Raw genomic sequence first — 13,407 nt, forward strand, 5'->3', positions numbered from 1 at the left:
CGTGACCATCAAGCAGGAGTTCAAGGACCTCGCCGTGCAAGCCGCCGTCGCCACGCCGACCAGCGCTTGGGCGCTCATCACCTCGCTGACCCTTGCCCAGTGGATCGCGCTGATCCTGGGCGCGCTCCAGGCCGCCTACCTGGTGCGCAAGTGGTGGCGTGAGGAGACCGAGTGGGGGGTGCACATGCGCCGCCTCGCGGGCCGGCCAGTCGCCGACACGCGCCAGGCGGAGATCGAGTCTTGAGCCGCGCCCGCATCGCGATCGCGCTGCTCACCTTCAGCGCGGCTGCCTTCGTGCACCTGGCCGTGAGCGAGAACTACGTCGAAGTCGCCACCGTACCGGTCAAAGGCGACGTCCCGACGAACGGATTCGGCAGCACCCGGCAGCTCGATGGGTCGCCCGTGAAGCTGGGCGATCGCACTACGCCCGTGGCGGCGCTGCAGCGTTCCCTGGCCTACATGCAGACGGCAGAAGTCAGCTTCCGCCGCTGCGTCGACGTGCCGCTGCACCAGGCCGAGTTCGACCTATACCTGGACTTCGCCTACCAGTACGGCATGCCCACGCTGTGCGCGTCGCCGATCGTGGGGCATCTGCGCGCGCTGCGCTACGACCAGGCCTGCGACGCGCTCCTCGAGTTCCGTTTCATGACCTCGCCCATCGAGCATGACGGCTGGGAGGTGTCCCGGCGCGACAGCGCCGGCCGCCCGACGCGCTGGAAGTTCGACTGCGCCACGCCAGGGAACAAGGTCTGCGCCGGGGTCTGGACGCGTCAGCAGCGGCGACACCAGCAGTGCAAGGCCGCCCAATGAACCGGTTCGCTGATGGGGCACTGGTCCTGCTCGCGATTGCCGCCGCCTTCTGGCTAGGCTCCCTTCAGGGCCGCGCACTGGGGGGCGCCGATCAACAGCTCGCCGCAGAACAGCGCGAGCGCGACGTCTCCGCCCAACACGCCGCGGCTCTGCGGGCAGCGGATACGCGCCTACGCCGCGTCGAGGCGGACCTCCGCACCAGCTCGTCCACCGCCACTGACGCCCTGAAGCGGGCGCTACACGATGAGAAGACTCAACACGATCGCCTTGTGGCTGAGCTGCGCGCTGGCGCTGTCCGGCTGTCAGTCCCCATCGTCGCCACCGGCGGTGCGGCTTGTATCGCCGACGCTGCCCGAAGTGCCGGCACTGCCGGCGGAGATCGGAACGAAACGCGAGCCGAACTTGCGCCAGCGGCTGCTGAAGATCTTGCAGCCATTGCCACAGACGGCAATGCCGCCATCGTCCAGCTCAACGCCTGCATCGACCGCTACAACGAAGTCCGCCAGCGACTGAACGCGCTGCGCGAGGAGATGGCCCGTGCTCAAGCCCAATAGCCTGCGCGAGCACCTGTCGCAGGCCGTCCCGGCACTGCGACGCGATCCGGACAAGCTCAGCGTGTTCCTGAAGGAGGGCAAGCTCGTTGCTGCCGCCGGGGAAACGCTGTCCTTCGAGTACCGCTACACGCTCAACCTGGTCCTGCTGGACTACGCTGAGCATGCCGACGCGGTCATGGTGCCGCTGCTGGCCTGGCTGCGCGTCAACCAGCCCGAGATCGCCGAGAACCCGGATCTGCGCGAGAAGGCGCTGCGGTTCGAGGTGGAGTTCCTCAACTCGAAGACGGTGGACCTGTCGATCGAGGTGGACCTCACGGAGCGAGTCTTGGTGCAGCCGCGCAAGAGCGCGTCCGGCTTCGACGTCAAGCACCTGGGCGAGCCCGCCCACGTTGGTCAAATGCCCGCTGGCGAGCGCTGGGACGTCTACTTCGCGGGCGATCTGCTCGCGAGCTGGACGTATCCGGCATGACCGAAGACCTGCGCGCGCTTGACGACTGGCTCGCCCCGCTGCTCGCCGGCATCACCCCTACTGCGCGCCGGCGCCTGGCGCGCGACCTCGCGCGCGATCTCCGCCGCCAGCAGCAGCAGCGCATCGCTGCACAGCTCAACCCGGACGGAACGCGCTACGAGGCCCGCAAGGCGACGCTTCGCGATCGCAAGGGCAAGATTCGCCGTGGCGCCATGTTCGCGAAGATCCGCACCGCGACTCACCTTCGCGTCGAGGCCTCGCCTGACCAGGCGAGCGTCGGCTTCGCGGGACGTGTCGCGCGCATCGCTTCTGTGCACCAGCTCGGCCTGCGAGATCGGGTACGGCCGGACGGGCCCGAGGTCCAGTACGCGGCTCGCCGCCTCCTCGGACTGACCACAGAGGATCGCGAATGGATTCGCGACCGGATCCTGCACGTGCTGGCCTCCTACGCGCCCTGAAGGCCATTAAGCCTGCGTCAAGCAGATTGCCGAGAACTTCCCAGAATGGCGCCCGCGCGGCGCGCCCATCGTGAACCGACGAAGAGCGGGCCGGGACGCCGGGCGTCAATCGGCGCGGCTTCATGGCGGATCAATTCCGCACTGATTTCGCGCTGCTATCAGCGAGAAGAAAGCAGTATGGACATGCAAAGAAGAACGTCAGGGAACGGCAGCCATCACCTCAGTGCCGTCGTCAATCAACGGATCTCCGACCTTGCCACGGCGATCAGCCAGGCCGATGACGGCATCGCCGCGCTATTGGCGCTGCTGGAAGCAGCACCGGGCCAGGTCTCCGCAGCGGGCGTAGCCGCGCTGTTGCGGCCCCATTCCACCGCTCTGCAGCGGGCGAGTGCTGCGCTACTCGATCACATGTGATCGCAGCGGGGCTTGCCCGTCACGGGCAGACCCTGCAACGCGTGCCTCGCGCGAGGCACGCCGGCAAGATGAGCGGCATGGATTCTCCGGACATCAGCGACGTGATCCGCCGACTAGAAAACCTCTTGCGCCCTGGCACCATCGACCAGATCGACGTCAACGCGGCGCTTGTCCGCGTGCGCACCGGCGGTCTGCTGTCGTCCTGGATCCGCTGGTTCACTCGTCGCGCCGGTGATGTGCGCGCCTGGTGCCCGCCGTCGGTCGGTGAGCAGTGCATGCTGTTCTCGCCAGGCGGTGACCTTGCCAACGGCTTTGCGCTCGTGGGCCTCTTCAGCGATAGCCACCCGGCGAACGACAGCCGCGCCAGCACCGACGCAACGCTGCATCCGGACGGCACCCTTGTCGAGTACGACCACGCCGCCCATCGCCACCTGATCCAGTGCGTCGGCGACATCGTCGCGATCGCACAGGGCAACATCGCCAGCAAGGCCGAGGGCGACATCGCGCTCGAGGCGCAGGGAAATGTCTCCGCCCGCGCCGGAGGCTCCCTGGCCATCCAGGCCGCCCAGTCGATCGTCATCGAGGCCGGCACCAGCATCACACTCAAGGTCGGCGCGGCGTCGCTGACGATCGGCGCGTCCGGTATCAAGGGCTCTCCCGACATCGTCGTCGAGAACATCAGCCTGACACAGCACGCGCACGACCAGGTGCAAAGGGGCAACTTCACCTCCGGGAAGCCTGTCCCATGAGCGGCCTGAACCAGCGCACGGGTCGCGCCGTGGACGGCGTCGAGCACCTGCGCCAGAGCGTTGCCGACATCCTCACCACCCCCATCGGCAGCCGCATCGCGCGGCGCACCTACGGGAGCCTGCTGCCCGAGCTGGTCGACCATCCGGACAACGGCGCCACCCGCGTACGGATCTTCGCGGCCACGGCCGGCGCGCTGATGCGCTGGGAGCCGCGCCTCAAGGTCAGCCGCATCCGCCTGGCGCAGGGTGAGCGCCCCGGCCAGGTCGTTGTCGAGCTGGAGGGCGTCTACCGTCCGCTGCAGGGCCAACAGCAGGCTCTCGCACTCGTGCTGCCGCTTCAGCTGAGGGCTGCCCTGTGATCGACCTCCCGCAACTGCCCGCCCCCGCCATCGTCGAGGCGCTCGACTTCGAGACGCTGCTGGCCGAGCGCAAGCGCGCCTTCCTCGAGCTGATGCCCGAGGAGCAACGCGCCGACCTCGCGCAGGTTCTCAGCCTAGAGTCCGAACCGCTGACCAAGCTCCTCGAGGAGAACGTGTACCGCGAGCTGATCTGGCGCCAGCGCGTGAACGAAGCCGCCAAGGCCTCGCTTCTGGCCTACGCCCAGAAGACCGACCTGGACAACCGCGCCGCCGACTACGGCGTGAGGCGGCTGCTGCTGTCCCCGGCGGATCCGGATGCCGTCCCGCCCGTCGATGCCGTCTACGAGAGCGACGAACGCCTGCGTTATCGCTGCCAGATGGCGCTGGAGGGGCTCACCGTTGCTGGGAGCCGCGGCGCGTACCACTTCCACGCCCTCTCCGCCCACGCCCAGATCTCCGACGCGTCGATCGACTCGCCTACCTTCGAGGCGGTCGACGTCGGCACCGAGCTGAGAGCGCTGCTGCCCGCCGGCGCCATCGTGGTCACCTGCAGCTATGCCGCCGGCCTGGTCGATCCGCTGCCCGGTGACGTGACCGTGGCGGTGCTGCCGGCCAAGACCGCCTCGGTGCCTGCCGACGAGCTCGTGACCATGACGCAAGCCGCGCTCTCTGCCGACGAGGTGCGCCCGCTGACGGACCGTCCCCGCGTACTCAGCGGCATGCCCACCGACTACCTGGTCAGCGCCGTGCTGGAGTTCGAGGACGGACCGGATCACACCGTGGTGCTCGCCAACGCCAACCAGCGCCTGCAGGACGCGATCACGGCGGGACGTAGGCTCGGCGGGCTCATGCCCCGTTCGGTGCTCTTCGCTGCCCTACAGGCGCCCGGCGTGCGGCGCGTCCTGCTCGATCAGCCGCCCGTCGACGTCGTCTGCGACCTGCGCCACTACCCGAACTGCACTGGCGTGACGATCGCGCAGGTCCAGCCATGACGCTCGGCCCGATCCCCTCACTGCTGCCGCCCTCTGCGACCCGCCTCGAGCGTGCCGCCGCTGCGGTCTCGGTGCCGCCCATCGATCCGGCCCCGCTGCGCACCCTAGGCGACTCCAGCAGGATCCCGGCGACGTTCCTGCCGTGGCTCGCCTGGGGCGCCTCCACGGACGGATGGCAAGAAGCCCAGACCGAGGAGGCTCGTCGGGCGCTCGTGCGCAACTCCGTGGCGATTCACCAGCGCAAAGGCACCGCAGGCGCCATCCGGCGGGTGCTCGGCGCCATCGGCGCGTCGATCGATCTGGCGGAGTGGCAGCAGACAGGAGGCGCGCCCTACACGTTCACGCTCACCGTCTGGGCCGGCAACAACCCGTCCGCCGGTGACGACGGCCTGATCAATCTCGAGCTGTATGCCCGGATCCGCCGCATGGTCGATGCGGTGAAGAACGAACGCAGTCACTACGGCCTCAACGTAGGAGCTCGCTTCGATCACGGCCTGTTCTTCGGATCGTCGGTCTCCGCAACCACGATCGCGCGCAACTCCGCCGAGGCACTGCCCGTTCAGCCTCGCCCACTCGCCCAGTCCCTGCGTGCAGCCACCGGCGCGCAGGTCGTGACCATCGTTCGCGTAAGCATGGAGTCCTGATGACCACCCTCGTGACCACCACCCTGGAGGTCGGCCTGGCCGCGATCCTGCTCCAGGCCGGCGACGGCCTCGCCGCCAAGATCTCGCATGTCGCGCTCGGCGACGCAGCCTACACGCCTGCGCAGACCCAAGCCGGCCTGCGCAATGAGCGCGCTCGCTTCTCCGTCGCGGGAGGCAAGGTCGTGGGACCCAGACAGTTCCACGTCGCCGCCAAGGCAGACGGCCCCACCGAGTTCTGGGTCCGAGAAGTGGGTTTCGTGCTGAGCGACGGCACCTTCCTGGCCGTTTGGAGCGATCCGGTCAAGCCACTCGCCTACAAGGCGCCCGGGGTCGATCTCCTGCTGGGCTTCGACCTCCTCTTGTCCGGCATTCCGGCTGGCTCCGTCGTCATCGAAGCGACCGGCGACCTCAATCTGTCGATGGCCGAGGAATTCGCCACGATGGCGAAAGCTCTCGTCGACCTTCAACATATTTCCGTCAAGCAGTTCGTTAAAGGAGCCCTGAAGTGAGTCTCGAGAGTCAGATTGCCGCGTTGGTCGACTCGACCAACCAACTCACCCAAACTGTCGCGTCGAAGATGGACGCCATCAACACGACGGTCAACGCCAAGGTGGCGGAACTGGATGCGTTCAAGGCTGGGCTGCTCAGCCAGTTGCCCATGATGGCCTTGAACTACAACCACGACTTCCTCGACGTCTCCGGCACAGCGCCGCAGCAGTTGCCGGTCGGACTCGCAGTCTCGGCCGATGGCGCGTTCTGGAACCGCTTCAGCGCGGAGCTGATTCCCGTCAACACGGGCGCGGATCCGGCGACGCGACATGACGAGGCGAAGGCGCTGCTGGACGCCATGGGCATCGGGCGCGGCACGCAGCATTTCACGAGCAGCTTCAACATCCTGAAGCTCACCCGTAAGGATGCCGTGGTGATCTCCAGCCTGGTGTTCTACATCCCTGCCCGCCACGTGAAGTCCGGGAACGGCGCGTCATTCGTTGCATACGCCAAGACGGTGGGATCGTCCACGTGGGACTACTTGCCCAGCACTGCCGGTCAATGGAAGCAATTCGCGACGACCTGGCCGGCCGGCACGAACGATGGGCGCGGTGTGGGCTCCTACCTGCAGCTCGATTTCAAGGTGCAGAACAGCAGCGTGGGGGACGTCCTCTATCTCGCGTTGCCGACCGTGGTGCTCGGCTCGTGGCCCGAGGGCCGCAAGCTCGGCAACATCGTCAACATCGTCAACGAGGTGAAGCGCAACTTCCCCTCCATCGCCTGATCACATGAGCCAAGCCAGCATGCAAGACTCCTCCCACATCGACGATGCCCAGCTGATGACCAGCGCGGGTCTTTCCACCCCCGCAGCGGAGGCCGCGCGCCGCCAGTGCGAGGACCACATCGTCAAGTTCTATCCGCTGCACACGCAGATCAACCTCCTGCGCACCGGAGAACCCGAAGCCGTCTCGACGATGGGCACGTTCATCGACGCCTGCCGCGCATGGTCGAACGGCGAGGCACCGAGCCTCGTTGATCTTCTGGAGATCCAGCCGTGAAGCTCCTCGAGCGGATCCCGCACGACAAAGCCCTGCATTGCCTTGGAGGCGTCGTAGCCTTCGGCGTCACTCGCAGCGCGGCGCTGGCCTTCGGTGTGACGGCGGTTGAGGCGGCGATCGCAGCCAGCGCGGTCGTGGTCATCGTCGGGTGCGCGAAGGAAGCTTATGACCTCCACCATCGCGCCAAGCACACGCCTGATCTGCTCGACGCCGCGGCTACCGTGATCGGCGGCCTGATCGCCTTCGCGTGCGGCATCGGCCCCCTGTAGTCCTATCTCGTCAGCAGTACCAGGGCGCCTTCAAGGCGCCCTTTCTAATCCCGATGTACCAGCCCTCCCCCATCGTTCCCTGGCTTGGTGGCAAGCGCCGCTTGGCGGACCGCCTGATTCCCCGGGAGGTCCGCTACTCCGTGGGCAATGGTCGCGATGTGGAGCAGCGGCTCGCAAGTGGAGAGTTGGTCATCACAAACTGGGATGCATCTACATCAGGAGGATTGTTCTGATTGCGCTATACATCCACGCAATGCGATGCTGCAACGCTAGCAAGCTAGCCTGATCAGGGAGGAACATCGTGTGGTTCTTGCTCTCTTTGTGGGTAGTTCTACTGGTGCCTCTTCCACTTGCGGCGGCGGAAGAAGCACGTTTTGTTCCCCCACCTTCTCCAGTGGCGGCCTCCTCGCCCGAGCCGAAGATCCTCGAAGCTCGAGGTACCCGAGAGAGTCCGTTCATCATCGATGCGGTTGAAGGTGCTGATCAGATCGCCCAACGGCAGGATGATCGACGTCACCGCTTGTTCGAAGAGAACCGTGACTACGTGCTTGGCGCCATCTCCGGTGCAACGCTCCTCGTCGCGATAGTGCAGGCCGTCATGTTCTTCTGGCAGTTGAGGATGGCCCGCGACGCAATCCGTGACGCTGAACACGCGGCGACTACGGCAGCGCGGAGCGCCGAGGCGACGCATCAAGCTGCCATCGCCCACAAGAATGCCGCTCGCGCCTGGATGAGACCTGATGAAATACACGGCTCGGACTCGCAGGGCCGCTGGAGCTTCGGATTCAAGTGGACGAATGTTGGCGTCACGCCCGGGATAAACGGAGCAACACAGGCGGGCCTTATCCTGCTCAAAAACGGCGATCCTGTCCCGGATTCATACATCGACTCGTTGGAATGGCTCCCAGCAGCTGTGGTCTTCCCAGGTCAGTTCTTTGAAGCACCCCCGATCAAGCTCGATGAACGCTCATTGGAAATTGCCTTGGCAAGACAGGGCGAACTCAAACTTTTCGGCCGGATGAGGTACATAGATACGGTGAACGGTGGCGAACATGTCACAACAGTCTGCAGGATTGTTCGCCCACTGCGACGCCCCGACGGCGCTCTGAGGTTCGAGTACGACCACATACTGGAACACAACACGGCCGATTGAACAGCTCAGGAATGGATCGCACGACTGTCTAGGTTGATCCGACGTCAGCAAACTCTTAAGTGCATGACTTAGCGCGACGCACCGCGCACATTGGCGGCTCCTTCTCGGAGCCGCCAGCACGTCAGGGTTTCGTCCCGGTGCGGGCTCCCCCTTCACCCCCAGGGAGCCCCATGGCACTCGACTCCTACCACCACGGCGTGCGCGTCATCGAGATCAGCGACGGCGTCCGTCCGATCCGATCCATCTCCACCGCCATCATCGGTCTCGTGGGCACGGCCTCCGACGCCGACGCGGCGACGTTCCCTCTGAACAAACCCGCGCTGGTCACCAACGTCAACTCCGCCATCGGCAAGGCCGGCACGAAGGGCACGCTCGCCGCGGCCCTCGACGCGATCAGCCAGCAGTCCTCGCCCATCATCGTCGTCGTGCGCGTCGCTGACGGAGTCGGCGAGACCGCTGAAGCGAAGGCCGCCGACCAGGTCAGCAAGATCATCGGCACGACGCTGCCCTCCGGTCAGTACACGGGCATGAAGGCGCTGCTCGCGGCGCAGACCCAGCTCGGCGTGAAGCCGCGCATCCTTGGCGTCCCCGAGTACGACTCCGAGGAGGTGACAACCGCGCTGGTGGCGATTGCGCAGAAACTGCGCGCCTTCGCCTACGCCAGCACCGCCGGCGCCGAGACGATCGCCGAGGCGATCACCTACCGGGACAAATTCGGCGCGCGCGAGCTGATGCTGCTGCACCCCGAGTTCACGCGATGGGACACGACGACCAACGCGACGATCAGCGTTTCGCCGGTGGCCTACGCCCTAGGCCTGCGCGCCAAGATCGACCAGGAGGTCGGCTGGCACAAGACGCTGTCCAACCTGCCGATCAACGGCGTGACCGGCCTCTCGCGCGACATCTACTGGGACCTGCAGGAATCCGCGACCGACGCCGGCCTGCTCAACGAGAGCGAGGTCACGGCGCTGATCAACGCGCAGGGCTACCGCTTCTGGGGCTCGCGCACCTGCAGCGATGACCCGCTGTTCGCCTTCGAGAGCGCCACGCGTACCGCGCAGGTCCTGGCCGACTCGATCGCCGAGGCCCACTTCTGGGCCGTCGACAAGCCGCTGCACCCGTCGCTGGTCAAGGACATCCTCGAAGGCGTCAACGCCAAGTTCCGGGAGCTGAAGAACTTCGGCTACATCCTCGACGGCAAGGCCTGGTACGACGAGGAGGCCAACTCCGCGTCCTCGCTCAAGTCCGGCAAGCTGATCATCGACTACGACTACACGCCGATCCCGCCGGTGGAAGACCTCTCCTTCCGCCAGCGCATCACGGACAAGTACTTCGCGGACTTCGCCGCGCGCGTCAACGCTTGACGCCACCTCGCCGCCGGCAGTCGCCAGCGGCGGCCCCTATCCCCCTCCGCAGATCTAAGCAATGGCATTGCCCCGCAAGCTCAAGAACTTCATCCTCTTCAACGACGGCGTCCGCTACATGGGCGAGGTGCCGGAAGTGAATCTGCCCAAGCTCAGCCGCAAGACCGAGGACTATCGCGGCGGCGGCATGAACGGCCCCATCAAGCTCGACAACGGGATGGAAGGCATGGAGATGGAGTGGACCGCCGCAGGCTATCTGCGCGAAGTCTTCACCCAGTTCGGCACGCTGAAGGTCGACGGCGTGCTGCTGCGCTTCAACGGCGCCCTGCAGGCCGACGACATGGAGCGCCCGCAGACGCTGGAAGTCGTCGTGCGCGGCCGCCACACCGAGATCGACCCCGGCAAGGCCAAGGCCGGCGACAACACCGAGGTCAAGATCAAGACGGCCCTGAGCTACTACAAGCTCACGCTCGACGGCGAGCTCCTCGTCGAGATCGACTTCGTCAACATGATCGAGAACATCGGCGGCATCGACCGCCTGGCCGAAGTCCGCGCTGCCCTGTCCATCTGATCCCCTGACCGACCATGACCACCACCACCATCACCCTCGACCAGCCCATCAAGCGCGGCACCCAGGAGATCAACCAGGTCGAGCTGCGCAAGCCCAGCGCCGGCGAGCTGCGCGGCGTTTCCCTCTTCGACCTGGTGCGAATGGATGTCGCTGCCGCGCAAACGATCCTGCCGCGCATCACGGTCCCTTCGCTGACGCGCCCCGAGATCGACGCCCTCGACCCGGCCGACTTGTTCCAGCTCTCTGCGGAGGTCGCCGCTTTTTTGTCGCCGAAAGCCGCGAAGGAGCAGGACTACCAGACCGCGTAGAGGACGCGATGGCGGACCTCGCCATCGTCTTCCACTGGGCGCCGTCCGACATGGACGGCCTCTCGATCCCCGAGCTGATGGACTGGCGAGAGCGCGCGCGGTCCCGGCATGAACCGTCCGAGTGAGCCGCCATGGCAATGAGCGACCTGCGCCTGCAGGTGATCCTTCAGGCAATCGACCGCGCCACGGCGCCGCTGCAGCGCATCAACACCGGCAGCACGGCAACCGCCAAGGCGCTGCGGGAGACGCGCGAGCGCCTGAAGGAACTCGGCACGCAGCAGAAGGCGATCGGCGAGTTCCGCGAGATGCGGACCGGCCTGGGCGCCACCAGCGCAAAGCTCGAGAACGCGCGGGAGAAGGCTACCCGGCTGGCCCGCGAACTCAGCCAGGCCGGCCCGCCTACCAAGGCCATGACGGCCCAGCTCGCCACGGCTCGCCAGTTCGCCCGCGATCTGGCCGACCAGCATCAGCGCCAGAGCGTGCAACTCCAGGCCGTCCGCGACCGGCTCAGCGCCGTGGGCATCAGCACCCGGGACCTCGCCACGCATGAGCGAGATCTGCGCTCGAGCATCGCGTCGACCACCGAGAGCATCGGACGGCAGACGGCAGCGCTGCGCGAGCTGGCCGAGCGCCAGCGCCGCAGCGTCGCCGCCGGCGCGGCGCTGTCCAAGGCCCAGGCCCTGCAGGGCAAACTCACCGGCACCGGCGTCGCCATGGGCGCGACGGGCGCCGCGATCGGCGCCCCTATCGCGATCGCCGTGCGGGACTTCGCCTCGTTCGAGGACCACATGCTGGGCATCGCCCGCCAAGTACAGGGCGCGCGAGATGACGCCGGGCGGCTCACCCCCGTCTACGCCGCCGTCCGGCAGCAGATCCGCGAGCTGGGGCGAGAGATCCCCTTGGCGACCAATGAGATCGCGGACATGGTCACCGCCGGCGCGCGCATGGAGGTGGCGACGGATCAGCTCAAGGACTTCACCCGCACGGCGGCGATGATGGCGACGGCATTCGACGCGGTGCCCGGCGAGATTGCCGAGCAGATGGGCAAGGTCGCGAAGAACTTCAAGATCCCCATCATGCAGATCGAGGGCCTGGCCGACTCGATCAACTACCTCGACGACAACGCGATCTCGAAGGGCGACGAGATCATCAACGTGCTCAACCGGATCTCGGGGGTCGTCTCCACGGTCAAGATGAGCGCGCAGGACGCCGCTGCGCTGTCGTCCACGCTGCTCACGCTCGGCGAGCGCCCTGAGACCGCCGCCACCGCGATCAACGCCATCACGCAGAAGTTGGCTGCCGCCACCAAGGGCACGAAGAAGTTCCAGGCCGCCGTCGACGAGATCGGCCTGAAGAGCAAGGACATCCAGCAAGGGATGGCGACAGATGCGTCGGCCACCTTCGACAAGGTGATCGCGGGCATCCGCAGGCTGCCGGAGAGCCAGCGCGTCGGCGTCATGGTCGAGCTGGTTGGCCTGGAGCACTCGGACACGCTCGCCAAGCTGGTCGACAAGCCCGAGGAGCTGGCGCGCCAGCGCGAGCTAGCGAACGGCACCGCGGCAAAGGGCTCCATGCGGCGCGAGGCGGACGCCCGCAGCCAGACGACGTCGGCGCAGTGGATCATGGCGAAGAACCGCGCCTTCGAGCTGACGACCACGCTCGGCGAGGCCTTGAAGCCCGCCCTGGTCGACATCATGACCACCTTGGGGTCCATGGCCTCGAAGCTGGCCGCCTTCGCAGCGGCCCACCCTGGCCTGGTGAGCTTCATTCTGAAAGCCGCCGCCGCCCTCTCCGTCCTTCTCGTGGTGGGCGGAACGGTCACGGTGGCACTGGCGTCGTTGATCGGTCCGTTCGCGCTGTTGCGCTACGGCATGGCGATGCTGAGCATCAACGGCGTCGGCGTGGCGTCCGTGATAGGGCGCATCGGCAGCGCGCTGCGCATCGCCGGTCAGGCGGTGCTCTGGCTCGGTCGCGCTCTCCTGATGACGCCCATCGGCCTGGCGATCACCGCGATCGCTGTAGCGGCCTTCTTGCTCATCCGCTACTGGGAGCCCATCAAGGCCTTCTTCGGCGGTGTGTGGAGCAGCGTCCGCGAGGCGTTCTCCGGCGGCATTGGCGGTGTGTCTGCGCTGCTGGTGAACTGGTCACCGCTGGGTCTCCTCTACCACGCGTTTGCCGGTGTGCTGCGCTGGTTCGGCTTCGACCTGCCGCAGAAGTTCAGCGAGTTCGGCGCCAACATCCTGCAGGGGTTGGCCGGGGGCATCACCAGCCGCCTGGCACTGGTCCGTGACGCGATCAGCGGGGCTGCAGACGGTGCGATTGGCTGGTTCAAGGAGAAGCTCGGCATCCGCAGCCCGAGCCGCGTCTTTATCGACGCCGGCGAGGAGATCTCGAACGGCGCCGCCGCCGGCGTCGCCAACCGGCAGGCCAGCGTCCGGCGCGCGGTGATGGCAATGGCCGTCGGCGCCACCGTGGCCATGCCTGCAGCCGCCATGAACGTATCGCCAGACGGCGACTTCTCCACCAGGCCCTCTACCGTCCACATGGACCGGCGGGCCCCGCTCTCGGCGCCGGCCGCTGCCGCGCCCGTGAGCGCCGGCGATAAGTACGAGATCCACATCCACGCCGCCCCGGGCATGGACGAGCGCACCCTGGCGCGGGTCGTCTGCGCCGAGCTGGATCGGCGCGAGCGCACGAAGCTGGCGGCGCGCCGGTCCAGCCTCAGCGACATCAGCTAAGGAGATCC

20 protein-coding genes are annotated in these 13,407 nt (G+C 66.8%); all 20 read left to right on the forward strand.

The features are described 5' to 3' along the window. The first annotated feature begins 1 nt into the window (after position 1). The 20 genes from N5D62_RS18125 to N5D62_RS18220 all read left to right on the forward strand — a co-directional run bounded on the left by N5D62_RS18125 (position 2) and on the right by N5D62_RS18220 (position 13,399). Positions 2 to 244, forward strand: a complete 243-nt coding sequence (locus N5D62_RS18125; protein ID WP_279759273.1) for a hypothetical protein — start codon at positions 2 to 4, stop codon at positions 242 to 244. Then, complete coding sequence (locus N5D62_RS18130) at positions 241 to 810, forward strand: lysozyme (RefSeq protein WP_279759274.1); 570 nt, start codon at positions 241 to 243, stop codon at positions 808 to 810. The genes N5D62_RS18125 and N5D62_RS18130 overlap by 4 nt, the downstream gene beginning before the upstream one ends. Beyond that, a complete protein-coding gene (locus N5D62_RS18135; protein WP_279759275.1) occupies positions 807 to 1,364 on the forward strand; it encodes a lysis system i-spanin subunit Rz in 558 nt (185 codons plus the stop codon). The genes N5D62_RS18130 and N5D62_RS18135 overlap by 4 nt, the downstream gene beginning before the upstream one ends. Continuing rightward, positions 1,348 to 1,833 (forward strand): phage tail protein, encoded by a 486-nt coding sequence (locus N5D62_RS18140; protein ID WP_279759276.1) that lies wholly within the window; start codon positions 1,348 to 1,350, stop codon positions 1,831 to 1,833. The genes N5D62_RS18135 and N5D62_RS18140 overlap by 17 nt, the downstream gene beginning before the upstream one ends. Continuing rightward, the gene (locus N5D62_RS18145; protein ID WP_279759277.1) at positions 1,830 to 2,291 is read left to right on the forward strand and encodes a phage virion morphogenesis protein; all 462 of its coding nucleotides are present in this window, start codon (positions 1,830 to 1,832) and stop codon (positions 2,289 to 2,291) included. The genes N5D62_RS18140 and N5D62_RS18145 overlap by 4 nt, the downstream gene beginning before the upstream one ends. 45 nt (positions 2,292 to 2,336) lie before the next feature. Next, the gene (locus N5D62_RS18150; protein ID WP_279759278.1) at positions 2,337 to 2,705 is read left to right on the forward strand and encodes a hypothetical protein; all 369 of its coding nucleotides are present in this window, start codon (positions 2,337 to 2,339) and stop codon (positions 2,703 to 2,705) included. A gap of 77 nt (positions 2,706 to 2,782) precedes the next feature. Continuing rightward, positions 2,783 to 3,454 (forward strand): phage baseplate assembly protein V, encoded by a 672-nt coding sequence (locus tag N5D62_RS18155; protein WP_279759279.1) that lies wholly within the window; start codon positions 2,783 to 2,785, stop codon positions 3,452 to 3,454. Continuing rightward, the gene (locus N5D62_RS18160) at positions 3,451 to 3,813 is read left to right on the forward strand and encodes a GPW/gp25 family protein (protein ID WP_279759280.1); all 363 of its coding nucleotides are present in this window, start codon (positions 3,451 to 3,453) and stop codon (positions 3,811 to 3,813) included. Before N5D62_RS18155 ends, N5D62_RS18160 begins: the two co-directional genes overlap by 4 nt. Continuing rightward, the gene (locus tag N5D62_RS18165) at positions 3,810 to 4,805 is read left to right on the forward strand and encodes a baseplate J/gp47 family protein (protein WP_279759281.1); all 996 of its coding nucleotides are present in this window, start codon (positions 3,810 to 3,812) and stop codon (positions 4,803 to 4,805) included. The genes N5D62_RS18160 and N5D62_RS18165 overlap by 4 nt, the downstream gene beginning before the upstream one ends. Beyond that, positions 4,802 to 5,449, forward strand: coding sequence for a phage tail protein I (locus tag N5D62_RS18170; protein ID WP_279759282.1), 648 nt, complete (start codon positions 4,802 to 4,804; stop codon positions 5,447 to 5,449). Before N5D62_RS18165 ends, N5D62_RS18170 begins: the two co-directional genes overlap by 4 nt. Further along, positions 5,449 to 5,958, forward strand: coding sequence for a phage tail protein (locus tag N5D62_RS18175; RefSeq protein WP_279759283.1), 510 nt, complete (start codon positions 5,449 to 5,451; stop codon positions 5,956 to 5,958). The genes N5D62_RS18170 and N5D62_RS18175 overlap by 1 nt, the downstream gene beginning before the upstream one ends. After that, positions 5,955 to 6,722, forward strand: a complete 768-nt coding sequence (locus N5D62_RS18180; RefSeq protein ID WP_279759284.1) for a hypothetical protein — start codon at positions 5,955 to 5,957, stop codon at positions 6,720 to 6,722. The genes N5D62_RS18175 and N5D62_RS18180 overlap by 4 nt, the downstream gene beginning before the upstream one ends. A 4-nt stretch (positions 6,723 to 6,726) precedes the next feature. Then, a complete protein-coding gene (locus N5D62_RS18185; RefSeq protein ID WP_279759285.1) occupies positions 6,727 to 6,996 on the forward strand; it encodes a hypothetical protein in 270 nt (89 codons plus the stop codon). Further along, the gene (locus N5D62_RS18190) at positions 6,993 to 7,265 is read left to right on the forward strand and encodes a hypothetical protein (RefSeq protein ID WP_279759286.1); all 273 of its coding nucleotides are present in this window, start codon (positions 6,993 to 6,995) and stop codon (positions 7,263 to 7,265) included. The genes N5D62_RS18185 and N5D62_RS18190 overlap by 4 nt, the downstream gene beginning before the upstream one ends. A 301-nt stretch (positions 7,266 to 7,566) precedes the next feature. Beyond that, positions 7,567 to 8,418 (forward strand): hypothetical protein, encoded by an 852-nt coding sequence (locus tag N5D62_RS18195; protein ID WP_279759287.1) that lies wholly within the window; start codon positions 7,567 to 7,569, stop codon positions 8,416 to 8,418. Between the two features lie 170 nt (positions 8,419 to 8,588). Further along, the gene (locus N5D62_RS18200; protein WP_279759288.1) at positions 8,589 to 9,782 is read left to right on the forward strand and encodes a phage tail sheath protein; all 1,194 of its coding nucleotides are present in this window, start codon (positions 8,589 to 8,591) and stop codon (positions 9,780 to 9,782) included. 61 nt (positions 9,783 to 9,843) lie between these two features. After that, positions 9,844 to 10,353 carry a phage major tail tube protein gene (locus N5D62_RS18205; RefSeq protein WP_279759289.1) on the forward strand — a complete coding sequence of 170 codons (510 nt, stop codon included), beginning with the start codon at positions 9,844 to 9,846 and terminating at the stop codon, positions 10,351 to 10,353. Between the two features lie 14 nt (positions 10,354 to 10,367). After that, positions 10,368 to 10,661: a phage tail assembly protein gene (locus N5D62_RS18210; RefSeq protein WP_279759290.1), complete on the forward strand. Its 294-nt coding sequence runs from the start codon at positions 10,368 to 10,370 to the stop codon at positions 10,659 to 10,661. An 8-nt stretch (positions 10,662 to 10,669) separates the two neighbouring features. Continuing rightward, entirely contained in the window at positions 10,670 to 10,786 is a 117-nt protein-coding gene (locus N5D62_RS18215; RefSeq protein WP_279759292.1) for a GpE family phage tail protein, read from the forward strand. Positions 10,787 to 10,798: 12 nt separating this feature from the next. Continuing rightward, on the forward strand, positions 10,799 to 13,399 hold the full coding sequence (locus N5D62_RS18220) for a phage tail tape measure protein (RefSeq protein ID WP_279759293.1): 2,601 nt from the start codon (positions 10,799 to 10,801) through the stop codon (positions 13,397 to 13,399). Positions 13,400 to 13,407 lie beyond the last annotated feature (8 nt).

The organism is Mitsuaria sp. GD03876, assembly GCF_029840635.1.
In the GTDB taxonomy this organism is placed as follows: domain Bacteria; phylum Pseudomonadota; class Gammaproteobacteria; order Burkholderiales; family Burkholderiaceae_C; genus Roseateles.

Bases quoted from the DNA above. Each gene is read 5' to 3' on its own strand.
- N5D62_RS18135 (WP_279759275.1), top strand. From the start codon at position 807: ATGAACCGGTTCGCTGATGGGGCACTGGTCCTGCTCGCGATTGCCGCC.
- N5D62_RS18145 (WP_279759277.1), top strand. From the start codon at position 1,830: ATGACCGAAGACCTGCGCGCGCTTGACGACTGGCTCGCCCCGCTGCTC.
- N5D62_RS18150 (WP_279759278.1), top strand. From the start codon at position 2,337: ATGGCGCCCGCGCGGCGCGCCCATCGTGAACCGACGAAGAGCGGGCCG.
- N5D62_RS18155 (WP_279759279.1), top strand. From the start codon at position 2,783: ATGGATTCTCCGGACATCAGCGACGTGATCCGCCGACTAGAAAACCTC.
- N5D62_RS18160 (WP_279759280.1), top strand. From the start codon at position 3,451: ATGAGCGGCCTGAACCAGCGCACGGGTCGCGCCGTGGACGGCGTCGAG.
- N5D62_RS18170 (WP_279759282.1), top strand. From the start codon at position 4,802: ATGACGCTCGGCCCGATCCCCTCACTGCTGCCGCCCTCTGCGACCCGC.
- N5D62_RS18175 (WP_279759283.1), top strand. From the start codon at position 5,449: ATGACCACCCTCGTGACCACCACCCTGGAGGTCGGCCTGGCCGCGATC.
- N5D62_RS18185 (WP_279759285.1), top strand. From the start codon at position 6,727: ATGAGCCAAGCCAGCATGCAAGACTCCTCCCACATCGACGATGCCCAG.
- N5D62_RS18200 (WP_279759288.1), top strand. From the start codon at position 8,589: ATGGCACTCGACTCCTACCACCACGGCGTGCGCGTCATCGAGATCAGC.
- N5D62_RS18205 (WP_279759289.1), top strand. From the start codon at position 9,844: ATGGCATTGCCCCGCAAGCTCAAGAACTTCATCCTCTTCAACGACGGC.
- N5D62_RS18210 (WP_279759290.1), top strand. From the start codon at position 10,368: ATGACCACCACCACCATCACCCTCGACCAGCCCATCAAGCGCGGCACC.
- N5D62_RS18215 (WP_279759292.1), top strand. From the start codon at position 10,670: ATGGCGGACCTCGCCATCGTCTTCCACTGGGCGCCGTCCGACATGGAC.
- N5D62_RS18220 (WP_279759293.1), top strand. From the start codon at position 10,799: ATGAGCGACCTGCGCCTGCAGGTGATCCTTCAGGCAATCGACCGCGCC.